Source organism: Sphingomonas sp. 66-10 (assembly GCF_001897045.1).
Lineage (GTDB): Bacteria > Pseudomonadota > Alphaproteobacteria > Sphingomonadales > Sphingomonadaceae > Sphingomonas > Sphingomonas lycopersici.
The window spans coordinates 427,286-449,570 of sequence record NZ_MKRR01000133.1; the positions used below are offsets into that span (position 1 = coordinate 427,286).

Below are 22,285 nucleotides of genomic sequence, written 5' to 3' on the forward strand. Positions count from 1 at the left end.
CTGCGGCCCGGGCTGTCCTTCGGAACTGGCCTTGACGAGAAAGCCGCCGAAATCGGGGATAGCCGCGTAGATCTCGTCCGCCTTGGCGCGCCACCACGCCGCGACCTGCGGGTCCTTCGGATCGGCGGTGCTCAGATGGCCGATCTCGATCGGGGCGGAGAAGCGCGCCGACAGATAGACCTTGATGCCATAGGGCCGGAAGACGTCCGCCAGCGCGGCGGCCTTGGATATATAGCGCTGCGTCAGGCTCGATGCGGAAGCGTTGACGTTGTTGAGCACCGCCCCGTTGACGCCGATCGAGGCATTGGCGCGCGCATAATCGACATAGCGCGGCTCGCGGACGTCGGGGAGCATCCACCAGTCCCACAGCGACTGGCCGGCATAGCCGCGCTCCACGCTGCCGTTGAGATTGTCCCAATGATCGAGCACCCGCAATTTCACTTTCGGGCGCGACATCAGCGCCACGGCGCCGAGCGTGTGACCGGTCTGGAGCCAGCGGAGCAAGGCGAAGCCGCCGTAAAGAATGCCGCGGTCGTCGTTCGCCGCGACGACGACGAGCGCGCGTCCCGCGACGGTGATCCGGCGAACGACATAGCCTTCGTCGCCCAGCCGCGGGCCGAGGGCGCGGAGCGAAGCGGCTTCGTCGTGCCCGATCCGCGCCAGAACCACCGCGCCGTCACGCGCGTGATCGGCGCGCGCCACCGGGGCGGCGAACAATCCGCCGAGGCCGCGCGAAAGTTCGTCCGCCGCCGCCTGCATCATCGGGGACGCGCCGCGCACCACGATCGCCGGCGGGCGGTTGGCGCGCGCTCGCGCCGGAAGCGGCCGATAGCGAAGCCACAGATCATATCCGTCCTCCGCCTGGGCCGGTCCCGCGCCGGCGAGCAAAAGGGCGGCACAAAGCCATAGGATCGCGCGCGTCATGATAACTCCCCTGGCAGCACGGGTTTATCGCGCCCGGCGCCGCCGCGTGCGAAGGCCGCTTTTCGCCTTCCTCTTTTGCGCGCTTTTCCTATACTATATGACATATTGCAATTGATGGTGCCGATAGTGTCGCAGCGCGAGAATCCGACGATTTCCTCCTCCCCCGCCGGTAACGGCCCGCATCAATCCGGCCCGGGGCCGACACTGGTCGACCGCGCTTATGACTATCTGCTGACGATGTTGATGAGCGTCGAGATCGCGCCCGGCGAGCGGATCGCGATCGATACGATCGCGCGCCAGCTCGGTATTTCGCAGACCCCGGTTCGCGAGGCGCTGAGCCAGCTCGAGGCGGAGCGGCTCGTCTTCAAGACGACCAACGTCGGCTATCGCGCCAGCCCGCAGATGACGCGCGAGGAAGTGCGCGATCTCTATACGCTGCGCCAGCTGATCGAACCCTATGCCGCGGCGCGCGCGGCGGAGCTGATGACCGACGAATCGATCGCGCTGCTGCAGGCGATCGATCGCGACATGTCGGACGTGGTCGACGGCGACGCCCGGGCCTATTCGCGGTTCGCGGAAGCCGATGCGGCGCTCCACCGGCTCATCGCCACGGGGAGCGGCAACCGCCTTATCGCCGACACGATCGAGCGGCTGCATGCGCATCTGCACATCTTCCGTGCGCTTTATCGCACCAACGCGCCCAACGAGGCAGCGGCGGAACATCGCCGCATCATCGACGCGCTGGTCGCGCACGACGCGGCGGCGGCCGAGCAAGCGGTACGCGCACACCTCGAGCGGTCGCAGCAACGGATGGATGCGGCGCTCGCCACCCCATAAGAAGTTGCCCCGCGCGGCGATTTCTCCGACAAATAACCCCTCATTTGCTTGACAGCCTCGATCACGCCTCCTACCAGATCATATAGGATATGAAATGGAGAGGCGACTGGTGCGACTGAAGCGGTTAGGCCGTCATCTGCGCCCCGCAGCGCGTTGTGCGGCGATTCTGCTGACGCTCGGCGGCGCCGAGGCGCCTCGCCTTACCACGACGGTGCTCGATCATTTCACGCTGATCGACGGCACCGGCCGCCAGCCGGTCGCCGATCAGTCGCTGGTCATTGCGAATGGCCGCATCGTCTGGGTCGGCCCCGCCAGCCGCGTCAGGGTCGATCGGCTGACGCGGCGCGAAGATCTTCGCGGCAAATATGTCATGCCGGGGCTTATCGACAGCCATGTCCACCTCGGCCTGGTGGACGGCATCGACCAGGATTTCACCAGATATTACAGCCGCGACAATGTCGAGCGCCAGCTGAAGCTCTACGCCGCTTATGGCGTCACGACGGTCTATACGTTGGGCACCGACGGCGATGCGATCCACGAGGTCATTGCCGAGCAACGGCGCAGCGGCCGACCCGATCGCGCGCGGGTCTTCACCGCCGGGCGCGGCGTGGTGTTCAAGGGAAGCTATGGCGGCGTCCCGGGCCTCGACCAGTCGGTCGCGACCCCGGCCGAAGCGACCGCAATGGTCGATCGCGAGGCGGCCAAGGGCGACGATTTCATCAAATTATGGATCGACGACGAATTCGGCGCGATCGCCGAGCGGATGCCTTATTCGATCAGCCGTGCGGTGATCGATGCCGCGCACGCAAAAGGCAAGAAGGCCGCCGCGCATATCTTCTATTATGACAATGCCGTCGAACTGACCCGCGAAGGCATCGACGCATTCATGCATCAGGTCCGCGATCGCGTCGCCGATCCGTCGCTCGCGCGGATGATGAAGACGCGCGGCACGTGGCAGCTGGCCTCGACGTTGAGCCGCGAAGCATCTTTCACCTACCGCCTGCTGCCCTTCGTCGACGATCCTTTCTTTTCCCGCGGCGTATCCCCTGGCACGGTCGCGGCGCTGAAGGCGCCCGAACGGCAGCAGCGCCTGGGCGCCGCACGTGACTTCGCGAAATATCCGGAGGCGCTGCGCAACGCGATGACCAATTTCGCCACCGAGGCGAAGAATGGCGTGACCTATGGCATGGGCACCGACAGCGGCCCGACCGGCCGGTTCCCCGGTTATTTCGCGCATTGGGAACTGGAATTGATGGTGAAGGCGGGGATCACCCCGCTCCAGGCGATCACCGCCGCAACGGGAACCAATGCGCGCTTCATCGGCGCCAATCAGGCCGGCACGATAGCGAAAGGCAAATGGGCGGATCTGCTGGTGCTCGATCGTGATCCGGTCGCGGACATTCGCAACACCCGCGCGATCCGCGCCGTCTATATCGCCGGCCGCAAGGTTCCCACGATCTGGGAGACCTGCGTGGGTCGCCCGCTCGACGGCTGCGGCCGGGCGCAGCCATAATGCCCGTCGCCGCGGAAATCATCGACGCCGGCGCCGCCGATCAGCCGCAAACCGCCGTCGCGCGGCCGACGCGCACGCGGCATGTCGTGCTGTGGCTGACCGTGCTGGCGTATCTCATCACTTATATGGACCGGGTGGTGATCTCCACCGCGGCGCCGTCGATCCAGGCGGAATTCGGTTTCTCGCTGGTCACGATGGGGTGGATTTTCGCCGCGTTTCAATTCGCTTATGCGATTTTCCAGATCCCCGGCGGATGGCTGGGCGACCGGTTCGGGCCGCGGCGCGCGCTGACCGGGGTGGTATTGTGGTGGTCGGTCTTTACCGCCGCGACCGCCGCGACCTGGTCCGCCGGCTCGATGATCGTATGCCGCTTTCTGTTCGGGATCGGCGAAGCGGGATCATTCCCGATCGCAACCCGATCGCTGTCGCGCTGGATGCTGCCCTCGGAGCGCGGCTGGGCGCAGGGCGTCACCCATGCCGGCGCGCGGCTCGGGGGCGCCGTCACCCCGGTCTTCGTCGCATTGCTGATCGTCGATTTCGGCTGGCGCATGCCGTTCCTGCTGTTCGCCGGGGTGGGGGTCGCCTGGGCGTTGCTGTGGTTCTGCTATTATCGGGACAGGCCGCGCGAGCATCCGCGCACCAATGAAGCGGAATGCGCGATGATCGAGGCGGCGCTCGGTGCCGGTGGCGCGAACGCCAAGGTGCCGTGGCGCCACCTGCTCGGCCAGCCCCAGCTCTGGCTCCTGTCCGCAATGTATTTCTGCTACGCTTATTGCATCAACATCTTCCTCACCTGGTTCCCGAAATATCTTCACGATGCGCGCGGGTTCGACATCGCGGTGATGGGATTGCTGGCCAGCCTGCCGCTGATGGCCGGGGTCGTCGGCGATCTCGCCGGCGGCTGGCTCTCCGACCTGATGGTCAAACGCGGCATGGGATTGAAGATCGCGCGCCGCGCGGTCGCGGTCTGCGGTTTCTTCGTCGCGGCGGCGGCGATTCCGCTCGCCGCATCGGCCGACGCGCCGCTCACCAGCATCGCGTGCTTTTGCGTCGCGCTGTTCGGGCTGGAGGTGACCGTCGGCGTATCCTGGGCGGTGACGCTCGATATCGGCGGCGAATTCGCCGGCTCGGTCTCGGCGGTGATGAACACCCTCGGCAACCTCGGTGCCGCGATCGCAGCGGCGGTGACCGGCTATATCGTCAGCTTCAGCGGATGGTTTTCGGCATTCCTGGTGCTCGCCGCTCTATCGCTCGCCGCGGGAGTGCTGTTTTTCTGGATCGACGCCTCGCGGCGGCTTTACGTCGAGCATGACGCGGTGCCGGCATGAACGACGTTAATATTCGCATTGTGGTGGGAGCGATCACGGTTTTCGCCCCCGTTGCCGAAAGGGAATAGCATTGAATCGTAACGTGATATGGGGCCTGATCGGAGGAGCGCCGGCGATCGTCGCCGGTGCGGCGGCGCTCGCCGCGCCGCCTGCCGGCAACCCCGTCAAAGGCAAGGCGGTGTTCGCGCGCTGCGCGGTTTGCCACAGGATCGATCCGGCGGTCGCCGGTGGCATCGGCCCCAACCTTGCCGGCGTTTACGGCCGCCCCGCCGGGCAGCGCGCGGGCTATGTCTATTCCCCGGCGATGCGCGCGGCGCACATCAAATGGGACGAGGCCACGCTATCGCGGTTTCTGGCCGGACCCGGGAAGATGGTGCCCGGCACCAAGATGATGGCGACGCCGGTCACGGACGCGCAGGACCGCGCCGACGTCATTGCATTCCTCAAGACAGTCGGTGGCGGCACCAAGTGAGCGAGACCCTCTCCATGTTCGGCGCATTGCGGCTGCCGCGCGATATTCTGTTCGGGCGCAAGCAGCGCGCCGCGCTCGGCTCGGCCACCGCGTCGATCGGGCGGCGCGCGATATTGTGCACCGATCAGCGCCAATCCGCCCAGCGCGAATTCGCCGACATGCTCGCCGATCTCGCCGCCCACGGCGTCGAGACGCGGGTGTTCGACGGCACGATTCCCGATCTTCCGATGGAATCGATCGAGGGCTGCGTCGCCGCGGCACGCGATTTCGCGCCGGACGTGGTGATCGGCGTCGGCGGCGGCAGCTCGATCGATCTGGCGAAGGTCGCCGCGATGCTCCTCACGCATGGCGGCAATGTCGAGGATTATTACGGCGAGTTCGCGGTTCCCGGGCCGGTCGTTCCGCTGATCGCGCTGCCCACTACCGCGGGCACCGGCTCCGAAGTGACGCCGGTTGCGGTGATTACCGACGAGCAGCGCGGAACCAAGATCGGCATCGCCAGCCCCTATCTCATTCCGCAGGTCGCGATCTGCGATCCGGAGCTGACCGTCACCTGCCCGCCGGCGCTTACCGCCTTTTCGGGCGCCGATGCGCTGACCCATGCGGTCGAGGCGTTCACCACATTGGCGCGTCCGTCCGATCCGATGCTGACCCAGGAGCATGTGTTCGTCGGCAAGAACATCTTGTCGGACCATTTTGCGAAGCTGGCGATCGTCAACCTGTTCACCTACCTCGAACGCGCGTTCCGAAATGGTAGCGATATCGAGGCGCGCGAAGGGGTGATGCTCGCCGCGCTCGCCGCCGGTTGCGCCTTCGGCACGGCGGGGACGGCGGCGGCGCATGCGCTGCAATATCCCGTGGGCAATCTGACGCATACCGCGCACGGCCTGGGGGTCGCGACGCTGCTGCCGTTCGTGATGCAATATAACCGCCCGGCGTGCGCCAACGCGCTGGCCGAACTGGCGGACGCCATCGGCGTGGGCGACGGGCCTGCCGAGGCGCGCGCGCAGGCGTTCATCGATGCGGTGAGCGATTTGCTTGCGCGGATCGACATTCCCGCCTCGCTGGCGGCGCTGGGGCTCGCCGCCGATCAGCAGGATTATGTCGCGCGTCATTCGCTGGATGCCGCGCGGCTCATCAAGAACAACCCGCGTCCGCTCGACCTCGCGGCGATGCAATCGATCACGCGCGCCGCCTTCACCGGCGACCGCGCGTCCCTTTCCGCCCTATAAGCTTCGGAAAATCCTCGTCACATGACCAGCCGATACGCGCCGCCGACCACGGGCACAGCCGCTCCCTTCGCGATCCCCACCGGTCTCCTGATCGGCGACGCGTGGATCGATCCCGCGGGGGGAAAAAGGATCGAGATCATCAATCCAGCGACGGGCGACATGCTGACATCCGTTGCCGACGGCGACGTCGGCGACGGGATCGCGGCGGTCGATGCGGCGGCCGCGGCGGCGGCCGATTGGGCCGCGACCGCGCCGCGCAAGCGCGCCGATATCCTCATGGCCTGTTTCCACGCCATGATGGCGCAGCAGGAGTGGCTGGCGCAGATCATCTCGCTCGAGAACGGCAAGGCGCTCGGCGATGCGCGGGGCGAGGTGGCTTATGCCGCCGAATTCTTCCGCTGGTATGCCGAGGAAGCCGTCCGCATCAACGGCGAGGTCGCGATCGCGCCGTCGGGCGCCAATCGCATTCTGGTGCAATATCAGCCGATCGGCGTCGCGCTGCTCATCACGCCGTGGAACTTCCCCGCGGCGATGGCGACCCGCAAGATCGCGCCGGCGCTCGCCGCCGGGTGCACCTGCATCCTGAAGCCTGCCGAGGAAACCCCGCTCACCGCGATGGCGGTGGCCGAGATCATGCGGCGCGCCGGCGTTCCCGCCGGGGTCGTCAACCTCATCAACGCGAGCGATCCGGGGCCGGTGTGCAGCGCGATCCTGCACGATCCGCGCGTGCGCAAGCTTTCGTTCACCGGGTCGACCGAGGTCGGCCGCATCCTGCTCCGCGAAGCCGCCGACACGGTGATCAGCTCGTCGATGGAGCTGGGCGGCAATGCGCCGTTCATCATCCTGGACGATGCCGATCTCGACGCCGCGATCGACGGCGCGATGGTCGCCAAGATGCGCAACGCGGGCGAGGCCTGCACCGCCGCCAACCGCTTCTACGTCCAGCGCGGGATCCACGACCGGTTCGTCGAGCGGCTGGTCGAGCGGATGGGGGCGCTCGCCGTCGGGCCGGGCATCGACGCCGCGACCCAATGCGGGGCGATGATCAACCGGCAGTCGATCGAGAAGATCGATCGGCTGGTCGCGGATGCCGTCCAGCGCGGCGCGCAGGTCCGGCTCGGTGGCAAGGCGCTGGCGGGCGCGGGCTTCTTCTATCCTCCTTCGGTGCTCGCCAATGTCCGGCAGGGGTCCGCGATCCTCGACGAGGAGGTGTTCGGCCCCGTCGCGGCGGTCCTCCCGTTCGATGATGCGGAAGAGGCGATCCGCCTCGCCAATGCGACCGAATATGGCCTCGCCGCTTATGTCTATTCGGCCGACCTCAAGCGCGCATTGAACATCGCGGAGCGCATCGAATGCGGGATGATCGCGATCAACCGCGGCCTGGTCTCGGATGCGGCGGCGCCGTTCGGCGGCGTCAAGCAGAGCGGGCTCGGACGAGAGGGCGCGCACCACGGCCTGCTCGAATATTGCGAGGCCAAATATATCGCGGTCGACTGGTAACCGGCGCGGAAATGGAAAGGGAACCCAAAAGCGCGATGTTCGAGATTTCCCGACGCAGGATGCTGGGCGAGACGGCGGCGATGGTCGCGCTGGCGGGCGCTGGCCCGTTCAAGGCATTTGCCGCGACCGCGCCGGGCGCATCGTCGCTGCCGGATACCGAATGGCGCCATTATGCCGCCGATCAGGCGAGCACGCGCTATTCTCCGCTCGACCAGATCAATGCGGACAATTTCTCCGATCTCGAAATCGCGTGGAGCTTCAAGACCGACGCGCTCGGCGCGCGGAAGGAATATCAGTTCGAAGCGACGCCGCTGCTCGTCAAGGGCCGGCTGTATCTCGCCGCCGGCTCGCGCCGCGACTGCATCGCGCTCGACGCCGCGTCGGGCGAGCTTTTGTGGATGCATCGGCTGGACGAGGGGCAACGCGCGCTGAACTCGCCGCGCCAATTATCGGGGCACGGCGTATCCTATTGGACGGACGGGACGAAGGAGCGCATTCTCTATGTCACGACCGGATATCGCCTCGTCTCGCTCGATGCGGCGACCGGTATTCCCGATCCCGACTTCGGCACCAACGGCATCGTCGATCTGAAGCTCGATTTCGATCAGCAGCTCGATCCCGATACCGCCGACGTCGGGCTCCACGCGACCCCGCTCATCGCGCGCGATACCGTGGTGGTCGGCGCCGCCCATGCCGCCGGGGACGTTCCCGCGGTCCGCCGCAATGTGAAGGGTTATGTCCGCGGGTTCGACGTTCGCACGGGCAAGCGCAAATGGATCTTCCATACCATCCCGCGCAAAGGCGAGTTCGGCTACGACAGCTGGCTGAACGGCGACGCCGACGAGGCGGGCAATGGCGGCGTCTGGGCCGAAATGTCCGCCGATGAGGAACTGGGCCTGGTCTATGTCCCCGTCGAACTGCCGACGGGCGACGAAATGGGCATGTTCCGCCGCGGCAATGCGCTGTTCGGCGAGACGCTGGTCGCGCTCGACATCGAGACGGGCAAGCGGCGCTGGCATTATCAGCTGGTCCATCACGGACTATGGGATCGCGATATACCCTGCGCCCCAATCCTGTGCGACATCCCCGTCGACGGAAAGCTCGTCAAGGCGCTCGCCCAGCCGACCAAGCAGGCCTTCCTCTATGTCCTCAACCGCGAGACCGGCAAGCCGATCTGGCCGATCGTCGAACGCAAGGTCGAGGCGGGCGACGTGCCGGGCGAATGGTATGCGCCGACCCAGCCGTTTCCGACCAAGCCGCCGGCTTATGACGTGCAGGGCGTGACGATCGACGATCTGATCGATTTCACCCCGGCGCTGCGCGCCAAGGCGGTCGAGCTGGTGAAGAATTACAAGATCGGTCCCCTCTACACGCCACCCGTGGTCAGCAAGCCGGGCCGGTGGGGCACGATCATCTCGCCCGGCATCCAGGGCGGCACCAACTGGCCGGGCGGCTGCTACGATCCCGAAACCCACACCGTCTTCGTTTATTCCAAGAACCAGCCCGGGGTGATCGGCATTATTCCCAACACCAATATGACGGTGTCGCAATTCCCGCAGGTTCACGGCATCTCGGGCGAGGAACCGCGCCCGCAGGTGGCGATGGGGTCCGAGACCAACGGGGCGCCGCCGCCCCGCCGTCCCGCCCCGGCGCCCGCCGCCGCCGCGGGTCCCCCGCCCGGCTTTCTCGCGGTCGACGGATTGCCGCTCCTCAAGCCGCCTTATGGCCGCATCACGGCGATCGATCTCACGAAAGGCGATCTCAAATGGCAGATCGCGCACGGCGAGACCCCCGATAACGTGCGCAACCATCCCGCGCTGAAAGGGCTCAAGATCCCGCGTACCGGTCGTCCGGGCAATCTCGGGCCGCTCGTCACCAAGACATTGGTGATCTGTGGCGAGGCGGGGTTTTACACCAACGAATATGGCGTGCGCGGCGCGATGCTGCGCGCCTATGACAAAGCGACCGGCGAGGAAAAGGGCGCCGTCTATATGCCGGCGCCGCAAAGCGGGTCACCGATGACCTACCGCCTGCGCGGCAAGCAATATATCGTCGTCGCGATCGGCGGCGGGAATTACAGCGCGGAGCTCGTCGCCTTCCGCCTTCCTGGAGCAGCGTGATGACATTTTCCAAACCCCAGCGCCCGACCTTCATCCTCGCCGCAGCAGCCGTCATCCTGGGCGGATCGGTGGTCGCCCGCGCGCAATCGCCGGGCAGCACGGTGTGGAGCGGCGTCTATACCGACGAGCAGGCGGATCGCGGCAAGGCGGCTTATGCCGCCAATTGCGCATCCTGCCACGGTGACACCCTCGCGGGAATCGACGTCGCGCCGCCGCTGACCGGCGCCGGCTTCCTCAACAACTGGAACGGCACCTCCGCCGGCGACCTTTTCAACCGCATCAAGACGACGATGCCGCTCAACGCACCGGCCACGCTCAGCGGGCGCACCGTCGCGGATATCGAGGCGTTCATCTTCAAGGCCAATGGTTTTCCCGCCGGTCAGGTCGCGCTGCCGCCAGCGCCGCCGATGATGGCGAATATGAAGATCGTCTCGCAGAAACCCGCAAACTGACCGGCGAGACGGCGCACGGCGATATTCAAGCCGCGGCCGGCGAACGCTCGAAGACCGGCCGTCAGCCGTTGCCGGCGGCCGGTTCGATCGCGACCTGTTCGAACAGTCCTTCGTAGCGGCAAACGATCCCGTCGCGATCGACGTCGAGCATCGCTTCAAAACCGGCGAAAAGGCCGAGATCGCGATATCGCACGCGCCCCGCCGCGATCTGATCATAAGCTTGCCGGGACCGGGTGACCTCGAGCGTGGCGCCGTCGATATAGACGATATCCAGCGTGATCGTGTCGCTCGACCCCTTGAGAAGCCGGCGCACCGGCAGGGTATTGCAGAAGGGCGTCACGGACAGATCGGGCTCCTCCGCGCCAATCAGATCGGCGCGTACAATACCGTCCACGAGCCAATCTTCTCCCGACCGTTCAAGATGCACGGCCTTCGCGCCGCCTGCTCCTGAGCGGGAGACCGTGACGGCTTGCGCGCTCCAATCGGCATCGAGAGACCAAAGATGGTCGATCTGGAACCCGCCATCCTCGGTCGCGATCACCGTCCCCGCGATGTGGACTTGCTCGTCGCGTTCGACAATGGAGAGGCGCTCCACGCCGTCGAGATCCAGGCGGCGCCAGAAAATAACGCGATTATCCATACGATCGGGGACCCGTTCGGATGACGACGCTCAGGTCGTACACCGAATCATTGCCGCATGACGAGAGCCGCGCGCGCTACCATGCGATCGGATCGCGCCGCTCACGGAAGCAAGCTGCACCCGCCCGGCACCCGCACCGGACTGCATCGCGCCATCGCCGCATCCGGCAAGGTCACGACGAAGCGCTGCCGCAGCGGATCGGGCGCACCCGGATAATAATCGGTGCTGACCGCCTGCGCGCCGCTCGCCATCGCCGCCTTGGCCTTGGACAGATCATGCGTCCGCGCCTCCACCGTATTCGCATCGGTGCGGGTCCGCACGATCAGCCCTTCCGCCACCCAGCGCCTGATCTTCGCGCCGTCGACCAGCGGGTCCTGGACGATCTGGACCGCGGATTCGGGCTGGTCGTCGGGATACCAGCCGAACATCGCGCGTCCGGCGAGCGACGGATGCCCCGCGCGATAAGCGTCCGAAACCGCATCGCGGACATCGAACAGGATGTAGATGCGGCCGCGCGCGGCGGCGAGGCTGGGCCAGCCTTTCGCGCGCACCGCATCGCGCAACGTCATCGCCTTGCCGCGCACATCGTCCGGGGTGATGAGCCGCTTGCCCGGCAGGACCGAGCGTATCTCGGCATCGAGCGCGTCGAGCAGTTCCTTGTTGTCGAGCGGCAGCGGATCGGTGATCCCCGGCCGATGCGACGGCGTGTCCGCCGCGTTGATCGTGATCATGATCGGCAGGTGATCGGGGTGCGCGCGCGACCAGCGATCGATCTCGGTCAGGCAACGCACGAGAGTGACGCAGGTGCTGAGATAGTCCAAATCGGGGATGTGGAAGCTCTTGAAACCCGGTCGGAGCATCGCCGCGCGATCGAAGCCGGTCGCCTCTCCCGCCTCGCGCGCCCATTGCTCGCCTTTCGGATCGGCATAGCGCCCGCCCGCGGGATCGGCGAAGATATCCAGCTCGACCTGCCGCACCCCCGCATCGAGCTGCTGCGACAGCGGCAGATGATAATAATCGAGACCGTCGGCGAGCTTCGGCTCGATCGCGCGGAGCCGCGCCATGACGGCCGCCGGAATTCGCGCCTTGAAGCTATTGTGCGACCCGACGACCTGCACGTCGTTCATCGCGACGGGCGGCGCCGCCGCGCCGATCAGCGTCAGCGCAGCGGCGAGAGCGATCATCCGCATCAGAATTCCACCCGCGCGCCGAACAGCAGCGTGCGTCCATAATATTGGATCTCGCCGTAGCGCAATTCGGTCTCGTTATACGAATAGCTCCTGGCCCCGGCGATGTTGATCGCCTCGACGCTGACCGTCATCTTCGGGGTAACGCGGAAGGAGAGATTGCCGTCGAGCGACCCGAAGGGCGCGACATAGGTCGACGACTGGGCGGTGCTGCCGTTGCTCGACAGATATTTGTCGCGCCAGACATAGGACAGACGCGCCGAGATCGGCCCCTTGTCGTAGAAACCGACGACGTTGAAGCTATTCTTCGACAAGCCGATGAGCTGGTTGAGGATCGGGCGCGCGCCCGCCGTATAGCTCGATTGCACCGAAGTGTGGGTATAGGACGCCTGGAAGCCGAGGCCGTCGAACGGCGCGGGCAGGAAATCGAACACCTGATTATAGGCGGCCTCGACGCCATAGACCTTGGCGTCGCCGCCATTGACCTGCGTGCTCAGCAACACGGTGCCGCGCCCCGGAATGTCGATATTGACGTTCTGCGCGGTGATGTAATCGTCCATCGCCTTGTAGAACAAGGCACCGGTCAGCGAGGCGTTGCGGCGGAAATACCATTCCAGCGATCCGTCGACCTGGCTCGCGAGGAAGGGCTTGAGCGCGGGGTTGCCGCCGCTCGCGGTCGGCGCGTCGGTGGAGACGCTGATCTGCGGCGCGCTCTGCGTCATGTTGGGGCGCGTCAGCACGCGGCTGGCGGCGAGACGGCCGATGAGGCTCGGGGTGAGCTCGGCGCGCAGGTTGAAGCTCGGCAGCCAATTGTTGAATTTCTGCGGGAAGCTGGCCGGGGTCGGCGTCGCGCCGAACGTCAACGTCCCGCTCGCCACCTGATCGGTATGCACATAACGGATACCGACATTGCCGGTAACGTTCACGCTGCCGAGCTGGAAGGCATAATCGGCCCGTGCATAAGCGCCGGCGACCTTCTCGGTGACGACATAGGAGGCGCGCCGGTCGCTCGCGGTGAGCGGCGCATTCGCCACCGCGTCGGTGAACAGCTTGTTGTAGAAAGCGCTGGTGACCGGCACCAGCCAGGTGCGCGGGAAATTGCCCGGAACCCCCGACAGGAAATCGTCGAACGGCAGCGCCTCATAAGCATTCGGCGCGAAGCTCGTGATCGGCGTGCCGTTGGCAGAGGTCACCAGGAAGTCGCGACGCCGATAATCGCGCTTGCGCCAGTGATATTCGCCCCCGACCGCGATCTTGGTGATGAAGCCGTCGAGATCGCGAGCGACGTCGAAGCGGGCATAGGTGTCCCAGTCCTTGCTGTTCTTCGGCGCGATATTGAACGTGGTGACGCCATAGCTCGCGGGATCGTTGACGTTGACCGGGGTGCTGAGCGTCGAGCCGACCTTATAGCCGCCCGAGGCATCATAGGTCAGCGGCGCGAGGAACTGCATACGGCTGCGCACCGTGCCCTCGGCATAGCTGGGATGATAGCTGTGCGCGAAGGACCAGTTGATATTGGCGGAGAGGTGCCACCGATCCGGGTTCCACACCTGCTTCAGCCCGACGTCGAACAGATCGTGGCGGTTGAGGCTATATTCGCGCGAGGCCATGAAGCGCACGTTGTTGATCGTCGCGCCGACCACCGTGTCGCCGTTGCGCTTGACCGATCCCGGCACGATGCTGGTCCCCGGATCGTCCGGGTAGATATCGAGACCGAATTCGTCATAGGCGACATCGAGCCGCGTCACCGACACGTCGAGCGTCGTTTCCAGTTCCGCCGACGGACGCCATTGCGCGGAAATGATGCCGGACAGACGCTTGCGGTCCTCGGTTTCGACGGTCGGGCGGGTGCGCGTCGGCGTATAATAGCCCGTCCCCAGCGCGGAGACGAACTTGTCGAGATTCCAGCCGGTATTGTAATAGCGGTCGTTGCGCACCGACTTCGCCCAATATTGCGCGCCGACGAGAAGGCCGAACTGGTCGTCGTCGGTCTTGACGCTCGTCAGCAAAGTGGCGTTGGGCCGCACCTTGCCGGTCATCGAAGTATAGGTGCCGCGCAGGTTCAGCGTGGTCTTGTTGCCGACGTCCAGCGGACGGAAGGTCTTGACGTCGATATTGCCGCCGAGCGCACCCTCGGTCATGTCCGCGGTCGGCGTCTTGATGACGTCGATCTGCGAAACGAATTCCGCGGGCAGCATCTCGAAGCGGAACTGGCGGCCGTTGGCGCCGCCGTTTTCGATCAGGTCGTTGATCGCCACCGTGCGGCCGTTGACCAGGGTGCTCTGGAATTGCGGGCCGAGGCCCCGGACGCTGACGTACAGCCCCTCGCCGCGCGGGCGGGTGATCGCGACCCCGGTGACGAGCTGCAACGCCTCTGCGACATTCTGCGTCGGGAATTTGCCGATGTCGGTGGAGTTGATCGCGTCGACGCCATAATCGGCCTTGCGCTTCGTCTCCGTCGCGGCGGCGAGGCTGCGGGCATAGGTGCCGGTTACGACGATATCACCGCCGCCCGCGGCATCGTTTCCGTCGCTGGCGGGCGCGACCGCGGTCGTCTGCGCATGGGCGGGCGGGGCAGCGGCCAGAGCGAAAATGGCAAGCGGAAGCGGCGCGCAAAGGATGCGCGAATAACGTGTCATCGGATGATTTCTCCCGGTGGCGCTCAGGCCGTTGCGGGGCGGTTAGAATCCGGCGATGACAGTTTGATGGCTCCAGGATTACGCTAACATTTAATCGCGGTGGCAGTCCCTGCGCCCGGCGGCCGCCCGGGCCGGCTCAACTGCCCGTCCAGTCCGGCACGCGCTTCGTCTTCGCCAGGAAATCCGCGACGCCGCGGCGAAAATCGGCGCTGCCATAAACCTCGGCGATCAGATCATCCACCTCGGGCAGGACCGCCATGCCCATGCGCCGCATCGTCTCCTTGGTCGCGCGCGTGGTGAGCGGGGCGTTTTCGGCGGCGCGATCGCACAACGCCGCGACCGCGCCGTCCAGTTCCTCGCGTTCGATCACCTTCAGCAGGAAGCCGCTCGCGCGCAATTCGTCGGCCCCCAGCAATTCGCCGAGGAGCAGCATACGCTTGGCACGCTGTACGCCGACCGCGCCGCCGATCCGCGCCACGCTCGCCGCCGACAGGCAATTGCCGATCGTGCGGCCGATCGGCGACCCGAATTTCGCATCCGGGGTGGCGATGCGGAAGTCGCACGCCGATGCGATATTGAGCCCGCCGCCGACCGCCCAGCCCTCGACGATCGCGACGGTGGCGCAGGGGATGCGATCCACCGCGGCCATGCATTCGTCGATCCCGCGTTCATAGTCGACGCCTTGTTCGCCCCGCACGAAATCGGCGAATTTCGCGATATCGGTGCCGGAGATAAACGCCTTGCCGCCGGTGCCGCGAAACGTGACGATACGGATCGCCCGGTCAGTCGCGATGTCATGTGCGATATCGCGCAGGTCGAGCCACATCCGGCCGGTCAGGGCATTGTGCGCGGCCGGATTGTCGAAGCGGACATGCGCCTGCGCGCCGCGCCGCTCGAAGACCACCCGCCCCTCGCTCATTCCGCCGCCTCCTTCCGCGGCGCGAGCAAACCGCGCGCCACGAGCTCGCGCCGGATCTCATCGCCATGTTCGTCGAGCAACGGTGGGGGCAAGCGCACCGCCTGCGGCGTGCCGCGCATCTTGACGGGAAATCCGAGCGCCTTGAATTCGCCCTCGACGGGATGTTTCACCGCCATCACCATCTCGCGCGCGATCGCCTGCTCGCTCGTCACCGCCTCGCCATAATCGAGGATCGGTGCGGCGGGAACGCCCGCGCCGAGCAATGCGTCGATCCACTCCTGCCGCGTGCGCGTCAGGAAGGTCGGCGCCAGATCGGCAATCAGCTGCTCGCGGTTGACCACGCGGTTGGCGTTGGTCGCATAGCGCGGATCGCGCTGGAGTTCGGGCCGCCCGATGACATCGAGGAAAATGATCCACAGCCCCTGATTGGCCGCGCCGATCACGAACCAGCCGTCCGAGGCCTTCATCGCCTGATATGGCGCCGACATGCGATTGGCCGACCCGATCGGGGTCGGCGGCTTGCCCGTCCCCCAAAGCTCGGTCGTTTCCCAGATCGACAGCCCGAGCGCCGCCTCGAGCAGCGAGGCGTCGATATATTGGCCGACGCCGGAGGTCTCGCGACCGATGATCGCGCTCAGGATCGCATAGGCCGAAAACAGACCGGCGCCGAGATCGGCGACCGCGATCGAGTTCTTCGCCGGCTCCATCCCGGGGAAGCCGTTGGAACTGAGGATGCCCGACATCGCCTGCGCGATCAGGTCGAAGCCGGGTCGCTGCGCCCAGGGTCCGGTCTGGCCGAAGCCGGAGATGCTGGCGTAGACGAGCCGGGGGTTGATCGCAGCGAGCGTGTCGTAATCCACGCCGAGGCGCTTCGCGACGCCGGGGCGCGCATTTTCGACCACGATGTCGGCGGTCTTGACCAAGGCGTACAGCACCGCGCGATCCGCATCGGTCTTGAGGTCGAGCGTGATGCTGCGCTTGTTGCGGTTGAGCGCGAGAAAACCGGGGCTGTCCTCCCCCTTCAATCGGAAGCCCATCGAATGGCGGGTTGAATCGCCGGTGCGCGGCGGCTCGATCTTGATGACATCGGCCCCCATGTCGCCGAGCAGCATGCAGCAGAACGGGCCGGCCATGACCTGCGAGATATCCAGGACGCGCAGCCCGGCCAGAGGCAAATTCGGCATCCGCTTTTCTCCTTTTTCATGACCGCACGGGGCGCCGAAACGCTCCGTGGATCATATTGTATATGATTCTTGCGGTTGCTAGCATCACGCCGATCAAGGGACAATGCGATTCGCCCGCAGGCGTCGGCCCGAGACAGGAGAGGCTGCTTGTACGGACATTATGTACGACAAATAAAGTGCTGCGTCACCGGCGGCGCGCTGCTTCTGGCGTCGGGCGCGACGGCAGGAAATCGCGACGACTGGCGGAGCTACGGCCATAACGAAGATCTCGCCCGGCATTCGCCGCTTACCGAGATAACGCCGGCAAATGTCGGCAAGCTCGCTCCGCTCTGGTCCTATCATATGCGCCCGGCCGGAACGACCGGCGAGACTGCGGCGGTGCATGAGGGGGTCCCGGCGCGGTTCCGCACCGGCTATGCCGCATCCGAAGCGACCCCGCTGGTCATCGGCGGGGTGATGTATCTCGCGACGCCCTATCGCCGCGTCGTCGCGCTCGACGCCGCGACCGGCAAGGAACTCTGGACCTTCAGCCTGCCGGGGAACGATCAGCCGTCGACGCGCGGGGTCGCCTATTGGCCCGGCGCCGGAAAGATCGGGCCGCGCATCGTCTTCGGCGGCCGCACCGGCAAACTATATGCGGTCGACGCGAAAACCGGGCTGCTCGCCACCGGCTTCGGCGCCGGCGGCACGGTCGACATGAAAACGCCCGAGGTGATGAACGCGACCCGCGCGCCTTATGGCATGAGCAGCCCCCCGGCGATTTTCAGGAACCTGATCATCACCGGATCGCGCGTCCAGGAGATGCCGACCAAGGGCGCATCGGGCGACGTGCGCGCCTGGGATGCGATCACCGGCAAGCTCGTCTGGACCTTTCACGCGATTCCGCGCCCCGGCGAGAAGAATTTCGGCACCTGGGAGGGCGAAAGCTGGCAGGGACGCTCGGGCGTCAACGTCTGGACGTTCGTCGCCGTCGACGAGAAGCGCGGGATCGCCTATCTTCCGTTCGGCGCACCGACGTTCGATCGCTGGGGCGGCGACCGCAAGGGCGAGAATCTCTACGGCAACGCGATCGTCGCGGTGGACGCGCGCACCGGCCGGTATCTCTGGCATTTCCAGACCGTCCATCACGACATCTGGGATCTCGACCTTCCGGTCACGACGCTGATCGACGTCAAGCGCAACGGTCGCACCATTCCGGCGATCGCCGTCATGAACAAGATGACGATCATGTTCATGCTCGATCGCGTGACGGGCAAGCCGCTCTATGACGTGCGGGAAGAGCCGGTGCCGACCCAGACCGATGTTCCGGGCGAACAACCCTGGCCGACGCAGCCGATGCCGGCGAAGCCCGCGCCGCTCGCCCGGCTGGGCTATGACGCCGCCGATCAGGCCGACGGCCCGGCAGCCTATCGCGCGACCTGCGACAGGATGATCAAAGACTTCAATATCGTTCCGAGCAGGATGTTTCAGCCGCTGCGCGCGGATTCCTCGGTCAATTCCTTTCCCAGCAGTTGGGGAGGCGCGGATTGGGGCGGCGGCGCGTTCGATCCGGCAAGCGGATATTATGTCATCAACATCAACAACATCGCCAGCCCGCAGCAACTCGAGCAACAGCCCGACGGCAGCTGGGGGCTGAAAGACGGCTATCGCTATTTCCTCGATCCGGCGACCGGCAATCCCTGCCAGAAACCGCCGTGGGGAGAATTGGTCGCGGTCAACGTCAACACCGGGGATATCGCCTGGCGCAAGGTGCTCGGCGACAATCCCGAGCCCGCCTTCGCCGATGCCGGGGTGATCAGTGCCGGTGGCCCGATCACCACCGCGAGCGGCCTCACCTTCATCGGCGCGACGCGCGATTCGATGTTGCGCGCGTTCGACACGAAGACCGGCGAGATGCTGTGGAAGGCCAAGCTGCCGGCCTCGAACTACGGGATGCCCATGACATATCGCGCGCGGGGCGGCCGTCAGATCGTCGCGGTCGTCGCCACCGGCGGATTTGCCGAACCCGCGACAAGCGACCAGGTGGTCGCATTCGCCCTGCAATAAGGTTCCTGGAAAGATGACCCACAAGACGGCTTCGCTCGCTTTGCTGCTGACCGGCATCGCGCTGACCGGGACGATCGCGTCGGCCGCGCCGCAATCCCCGCCCCCGCCCGGCCCGGGGCTCAATCTCATCAACGAGCGGTGCGGCTTCTGCCATTCGACCGCGCAGGTTTTCGCGGCGCACAAGGCACCGGCGGCATGGGCGGGGGTGGTCCAGTCGATGATCGACCGCGGCGCCGAGCTGTCGCCGGAGGAGCAGAAGACGGTGGTCGACTATCTTGCCGCCCATTATAGCGACGGCAATCCGGCTCCCGCCGCCGACGCCTCGCCGCAGCCTGCGAAGCATTGACGGCTCAGCGCGTATAGCGCGGCAGCACCCCCGCCACTTTGGTGCGGAGCCGGTAAATGCTGGTCGATGCCGTGATGTAGAGGATATGCCCGTCACCGGCGAAGGCGAGGTTCGCCGCGACCTCGGGCAGCCTGATCTGGCCGAGCACCTTGCCCTGCGGGGTGATGATGCGGATGCCGCCGGGGCCGGTGGCCCAGATATTGCCCGCGCGGTCGACCTTGAGGCCATCGGCCCCGCCGCCGCCGCCACGCGGGAATGCGATGAGCGTCCGCTTGTTCGAAAGCGCGCCGTCGCGCCCGACGTCATAAGCGAAAATGGCGCCCGGCGGCCCATAATCGGTGACGTAAAGGACATGCCCGTCGGGTGAAAAACCGATTCCATTGGGCAGCTTGAGATCGGTAATCACCGGTTTCAGCACGCCCTGTGCGTAGCGGAACACCCCGTTGAAGGGGAGTTGCTTGGCGGGATCCTTGTCCATCCCGTTGAAAAGACCGAAGGGCGGATCGGTGAACCATAATGCGCCGTCGCGCGCATAGACCAGATCGTTCGGGCTGTTCAGTCGCTTACCCTGAAACTCGGCCAGAAAAGGATGGATATTGAGCTTGCCGTCGATCCGCACGATGCGACGCGCGCCCATCTGCGCCATCAGCACGCTGCCGTCCTCGGCCGGCACCATCGCATTCGAACCGATGCTCGCGCCGGCCGGCGGATTGGCGAGGCCGCCCGAATTCGCGATCAGTTCCTGAACCTTGCCCGCAGGATCGACGGCGCGCATCTTGTCGCCGTTGACGTCGCTGAACCACAAGCGGCCGTCTTTCCACATCGGGCCCTCGGTGAAGCTGAAGCCGGTCGCCACCCGCTCCGGCTGCGCGTCGGGCGCGATCAGCCCGTCGAGCGCGGGATCGAGGCGGTCGATACCGATGCCGGTGGTCGGCGCGGCGGCGAGCGGCGCGACAATGGATATCACCGACACCGCGAACATGCTCGTCAGGCGCATTTTTACTGCTTCCCTTACTGGGTTGAAATCACGGGGCGCGTGATGCGTCACACGCTGTCGGTGAGCAGGACGAGATAGTCCTTGTTGAGGACGGTGTTCTCGATCAGCGGCCAGTTTTTCTGATGGACTTCGGAATGTATCCAGCGTTGGCGCTGCTCTTCGCTTTCATAGGTCAGCTGGAAGCGATAGTTGATCCCCGGCGCGGGCGCCGGACCGCCCTGGACGATGGAGCGCAGCTTCAGCATCTTCAGGTCGATATAGCCACGGCCGCGGAAGCTTTCGGCCGCGGGCTTGAAATGATCGTGAAAGGCATCGAGCATCTCCTGCTCGCGTTTCGGGTCCACCGCGAGATCGCAATAGAGCACGATCGGCTTGCCCGGCGCGCGCGCGCCGCGACGTACCGGCCCGGCAAGCGATTTGGTCGCCCCGCTGGCGCCGATGCCGGCGAAGGCGAGCAATTTGAGCAGCTTTCTGCGTTCCACGAACATTCCCTTTCGCAATGGACGGATGATCATTTCGGGCGCGGAGCGGCGGCCTCGGCGAACGCCGCTTTGGCGGCGAGATCCCTGGCGATGCCGATCACCATGAATTCGATCGGCTGGCCGCCGATCTGGCGGATCGCACGCCGCTCGCCCACCTCGACCGGCACCGCATCGCCGGCGCGGACCCGCACCGTCTCGTTCGCGATCGTCATCTCGCCTTCGCCGGCGACGACATAATAAACCGCGCTCATGCCGGGCGTGGATGCCGCGCCCACCGACGTGCCGGGCGGCAGCACGAGGTGATCGACGAAACTCCACGGCGTCGCGAACACGGCGGGGCCGAGCGCGCGGCGATAGAGGACGGTGCCCTGCCCGCCGTCCATCCGCTGCGTCGGGCGGAGGAGCGCGCGGTCCAGCCGCATGCTGATGAATTGCGGCACCGGATCGAGCGGCACGCCGACCCGCGGGTCGCCAAGGTCGAAATTGTCGTAGTTTTTGGTCATCCCGACATTGACGTTGAGCCATTGAATCGGGCGGTCGCCGGGATTGTAGATGGCATGCGCATGGCCCATCCGATCCGGCACCGCGGCGGGGCCGGCGATCGTCGAGGTGCGCCCGTCGATCGTGAACTCGGCATCGCCGTCGAGGATGACGAACATCTCCTCGCATTGATTATGGAAATGCTGGCCGATCCCGCTCTTCGGCGCGATTTCCCCGCGGTGTACGAAAATGAGGTTGGTACTGAGCGCATGGGCGCCGAGCAGCGGCGCGAACGCCATCGATCCGGCGCCGCCGTGCACGCCGCTCGCGCTGCGAAATCGCGAGGGATCGCTATGCCCGATCCGATCGGCGACCGGGCCGGCGCGGGCGGGCATCGGCGTCAGCAGCGCGGCGAGCGCCGTCAGTGCCAAGGCATGGCTGCGAGCGGAATCCACCACCTCTCCCCTATCCGTGAAACCGCGATTTGTCGGTCTTTACGCCGCGTTATAACCCGCCTAAACGAAAATCATATAGGATATTATTCGAAAATCGCAGATCGGGAGAGGTTGAATGGCGAGGCACGCGCGGTCGGCGGTTCGCATCCGGCTTATCTTCATGCTGTTCGTGATCAGCGCGATCGCCTTCCTCGATCGCACCAACATCTCGGTCGCGGGGGTCGAGATGCGCCACGATTATGGGATCGATCAGGTGCGGCTCGGCTGGGTATTCAGCGCCTTTCTGATCGGATACGCCTTGTTCCAGGTGCCCGCGGGATGGCTCGCGGCGCGGATCGGGCCACGCAATCTGCTGACCGCGGCGCTGATCTGGTGGGGCGTTTTCAGCATCGCGACGGCATTGGTGCCGCCGCAGGGCCGGCACGCGATCCTGATGCTGGCATTGGTTCGCTTCGCGCTCGGTATCGGCGAGGCGGCGGGTTATCCCGCCGGCAACCAGTTCATCGCGCGCTGGATTCCCGTCGCGGAGCGC

General features: G+C 65.9%; 20 protein-coding genes. 11 read left to right on the plus strand and 9 right to left on the minus strand.

Features of this window, described 5'->3' with window-relative positions; translation table 11 throughout:
* The coding region (locus tag BGN95_RS15920; protein ID WP_286773279.1) for an alpha-glucuronidase family glycosyl hydrolase at window positions 1-924 on the minus strand (924 nt) is incomplete at its 3' end.
* Between the two features lie 126 nt (window positions 925-1,050).
* Here BGN95_RS15920 and BGN95_RS15925 point away from each other — a divergent pair.
* The 8 genes from BGN95_RS15925 to BGN95_RS15960 all read left to right on the plus strand — a co-directional run bounded on the left by BGN95_RS15925 (window position 1,051) and on the right by BGN95_RS15960 (window position 10,378).
* Window positions 1,051-1,761: a GntR family transcriptional regulator gene (locus BGN95_RS15925; RefSeq protein ID WP_265311803.1), complete on the plus strand. Its 711-nt coding sequence runs from the start codon at window positions 1,051-1,053 to the stop codon at window positions 1,759-1,761.
* A 94-nt stretch (window positions 1,762-1,855) separates the two neighbouring features.
* Window positions 1,856-3,274 (plus strand): amidohydrolase family protein, encoded by a 1,419-nt coding sequence (locus tag BGN95_RS15930; protein ID WP_286773280.1) that lies wholly within the window; start codon window positions 1,856-1,858, stop codon window positions 3,272-3,274.
* On the plus strand, window positions 3,274-4,602 hold the full coding sequence (locus BGN95_RS15935; protein WP_286773281.1) for an MFS transporter: 1,329 nt from the start codon (window positions 3,274-3,276) through the stop codon (window positions 4,600-4,602). The genes BGN95_RS15930 and BGN95_RS15935 overlap by 1 nt, the downstream gene beginning before the upstream one ends.
* Window positions 4,603-4,672: 70 nt before the next feature.
* Entirely contained in the window at window positions 4,673-5,074 is a 402-nt protein-coding gene (locus BGN95_RS15940; RefSeq protein WP_286773282.1) for a c-type cytochrome, read from the plus strand.
* On the plus strand, window positions 5,071-6,306 hold the full coding sequence (locus tag BGN95_RS15945) for an iron-containing alcohol dehydrogenase (RefSeq protein WP_286773283.1): 1,236 nt from the start codon (window positions 5,071-5,073) through the stop codon (window positions 6,304-6,306). The genes BGN95_RS15940 and BGN95_RS15945 overlap by 4 nt, the downstream gene beginning before the upstream one ends.
* A gap of 21 nt (window positions 6,307-6,327) precedes the next feature.
* Window positions 6,328-7,806 (plus strand): NAD-dependent succinate-semialdehyde dehydrogenase, encoded by a 1,479-nt coding sequence (locus BGN95_RS15950; protein ID WP_286773284.1) that lies wholly within the window; start codon window positions 6,328-6,330, stop codon window positions 7,804-7,806.
* A gap of 35 nt (window positions 7,807-7,841) precedes the next feature.
* On the plus strand, window positions 7,842-9,926 hold the full coding sequence (locus BGN95_RS15955; protein WP_286773285.1) for an outer membrane protein assembly factor BamB family protein: 2,085 nt from the start codon (window positions 7,842-7,844) through the stop codon (window positions 9,924-9,926).
* Window positions 9,926-10,378 (plus strand): c-type cytochrome, encoded by a 453-nt coding sequence (locus BGN95_RS15960; protein ID WP_265311796.1) that lies wholly within the window; start codon window positions 9,926-9,928, stop codon window positions 10,376-10,378. The genes BGN95_RS15955 and BGN95_RS15960 overlap by 1 nt, the downstream gene beginning before the upstream one ends.
* 61 nt (window positions 10,379-10,439) lie before the next feature.
* On the opposite strand, the gene BGN95_RS15965 is transcribed toward BGN95_RS15960, so the two are convergent.
* The 5 genes from BGN95_RS15965 to BGN95_RS15985 form a co-directional block, all read right to left on the minus strand.
* A complete protein-coding gene (locus tag BGN95_RS15965; RefSeq protein WP_286773286.1) occupies window positions 10,440-11,018 on the minus strand; it encodes a putative glycolipid-binding domain-containing protein in 579 nt (192 codons plus the stop codon).
* Window positions 11,019-11,119: 101 nt separating this feature from the next.
* Window positions 11,120-12,208 carry a Ca2+-dependent phosphoinositide-specific phospholipase C gene (locus BGN95_RS15970; RefSeq protein ID WP_286773287.1) on the minus strand — a complete coding sequence of 363 codons (1,089 nt, stop codon included), beginning with the start codon at window positions 12,206-12,208 and terminating at the stop codon, window positions 11,120-11,122.
* On the minus strand, window positions 12,208-14,844 hold the full coding sequence (locus BGN95_RS15975) for a TonB-dependent receptor (RefSeq protein WP_286773288.1): 2,637 nt from the start codon (window positions 14,842-14,844) through the stop codon (window positions 12,208-12,210). The genes BGN95_RS15970 and BGN95_RS15975 overlap by 1 nt, the downstream gene beginning before the upstream one ends.
* 136 nt (window positions 14,845-14,980) lie before the next feature.
* Window positions 14,981-15,763, minus strand: a complete 783-nt coding sequence (locus BGN95_RS15980) for an enoyl-CoA hydratase (protein ID WP_286773289.1) — start codon at window positions 15,761-15,763, stop codon at window positions 14,981-14,983.
* On the minus strand, window positions 15,760-16,947 hold the full coding sequence (locus BGN95_RS15985) for a CaiB/BaiF CoA transferase family protein (protein ID WP_265311792.1): 1,188 nt from the start codon (window positions 16,945-16,947) through the stop codon (window positions 15,760-15,762). The genes BGN95_RS15980 and BGN95_RS15985 overlap by 4 nt, the downstream gene beginning before the upstream one ends.
* 147 nt (window positions 16,948-17,094) lie before the next feature.
* On the opposite strand from BGN95_RS15985, the gene BGN95_RS15990 reads away from it, so the two are divergent.
* A complete protein-coding gene (locus BGN95_RS15990; RefSeq protein ID WP_265311791.1) occupies window positions 17,095-18,993 on the plus strand; it encodes an outer membrane protein assembly factor BamB family protein in 1,899 nt (632 codons plus the stop codon).
* A gap of 13 nt (window positions 18,994-19,006) precedes the next feature.
* A complete protein-coding gene (locus BGN95_RS15995; protein ID WP_265311790.1) occupies window positions 19,007-19,339 on the plus strand; it encodes a hypothetical protein in 333 nt (110 codons plus the stop codon).
* A gap of 4 nt (window positions 19,340-19,343) precedes the next feature.
* Here BGN95_RS15995 and BGN95_RS16000 read toward each other — a convergent pair whose 3' ends face one another.
* The 3 genes from BGN95_RS16000 to BGN95_RS16010 are packed head-to-tail and all read right to left on the minus strand — an operon-like array spanning window position 19,344 to window position 21,753.
* Window positions 19,344-20,336 (minus strand): SMP-30/gluconolactonase/LRE family protein, encoded by a 993-nt coding sequence (locus tag BGN95_RS16000; protein ID WP_286773290.1) that lies wholly within the window; start codon window positions 20,334-20,336, stop codon window positions 19,344-19,346.
* A gap of 47 nt (window positions 20,337-20,383) precedes the next feature.
* Window positions 20,384-20,818, minus strand: a complete 435-nt coding sequence (locus BGN95_RS16005) for a 3'-5' exonuclease family protein (protein ID WP_286773291.1) — start codon at window positions 20,816-20,818, stop codon at window positions 20,384-20,386.
* 29 nt (window positions 20,819-20,847) lie between these two features.
* Complete coding sequence (locus BGN95_RS16010) at window positions 20,848-21,753, minus strand: cupin domain-containing protein (RefSeq protein WP_286773292.1); 906 nt, start codon at window positions 21,751-21,753, stop codon at window positions 20,848-20,850.
* Window positions 21,754-21,868: 115 nt separating this feature from the next.
* On the opposite strand from BGN95_RS16010, the gene BGN95_RS16015 reads away from it, so the two are divergent.
* Window positions 21,869-22,285: MFS transporter (locus tag BGN95_RS16015; protein ID WP_286773293.1), on the plus strand; the 417-nt coding region annotated here is incomplete at its 3' end.

What these genes read in the sequence shown, in the direction of transcription:
- BGN95_RS15935 (WP_286773281.1), top strand. Translation starts at nt 3,274, where the DNA reads ATGCCCGTCGCCGCGGAAATCATCGACGCCGGCGCCGCCGATCAGCCG.
- BGN95_RS15980 (WP_286773289.1), bottom strand. Translation starts at nt 15,763, where the DNA reads ATGAGCGAGGGGCGGGTGGTCTTCGAGCGGCGCGGCGCGCAGGCGCAT.
- BGN95_RS15955 (WP_286773285.1), top strand. Translation starts at nt 7,842, where the DNA reads ATGTTCGAGATTTCCCGACGCAGGATGCTGGGCGAGACGGCGGCGATG.
- BGN95_RS16000 (WP_286773290.1), bottom strand. Translation starts at nt 20,336, where the DNA reads ATGCGCCTGACGAGCATGTTCGCGGTGTCGGTGATATCCATTGTCGCG.
- BGN95_RS15950 (WP_286773284.1), top strand. Translation starts at nt 6,328, where the DNA reads ATGACCAGCCGATACGCGCCGCCGACCACGGGCACAGCCGCTCCCTTC.
- BGN95_RS15960 (WP_265311796.1), top strand. Translation starts at nt 9,926, where the DNA reads ATGACATTTTCCAAACCCCAGCGCCCGACCTTCATCCTCGCCGCAGCA.
- BGN95_RS15985 (WP_265311792.1), bottom strand. Translation starts at nt 16,947, where the DNA reads ATGCCGAATTTGCCTCTGGCCGGGCTGCGCGTCCTGGATATCTCGCAG.
- BGN95_RS15970 (WP_286773287.1), bottom strand. Translation starts at nt 12,208, where the DNA reads ATGCGGATGATCGCTCTCGCCGCTGCGCTGACGCTGATCGGCGCGGCG.
- BGN95_RS15965 (WP_286773286.1), bottom strand. Translation starts at nt 11,018, where the DNA reads ATGGATAATCGCGTTATTTTCTGGCGCCGCCTGGATCTCGACGGCGTG.
- BGN95_RS15995 (WP_265311790.1), top strand. Translation starts at nt 19,007, where the DNA reads ATGACCCACAAGACGGCTTCGCTCGCTTTGCTGCTGACCGGCATCGCG.
- BGN95_RS15975 (WP_286773288.1), bottom strand. Translation starts at nt 14,844, where the DNA reads ATGACACGTTATTCGCGCATCCTTTGCGCGCCGCTTCCGCTTGCCATT.
- BGN95_RS15930 (WP_286773280.1), top strand. Translation starts at nt 1,856, where the DNA reads ATGGAGAGGCGACTGGTGCGACTGAAGCGGTTAGGCCGTCATCTGCGC.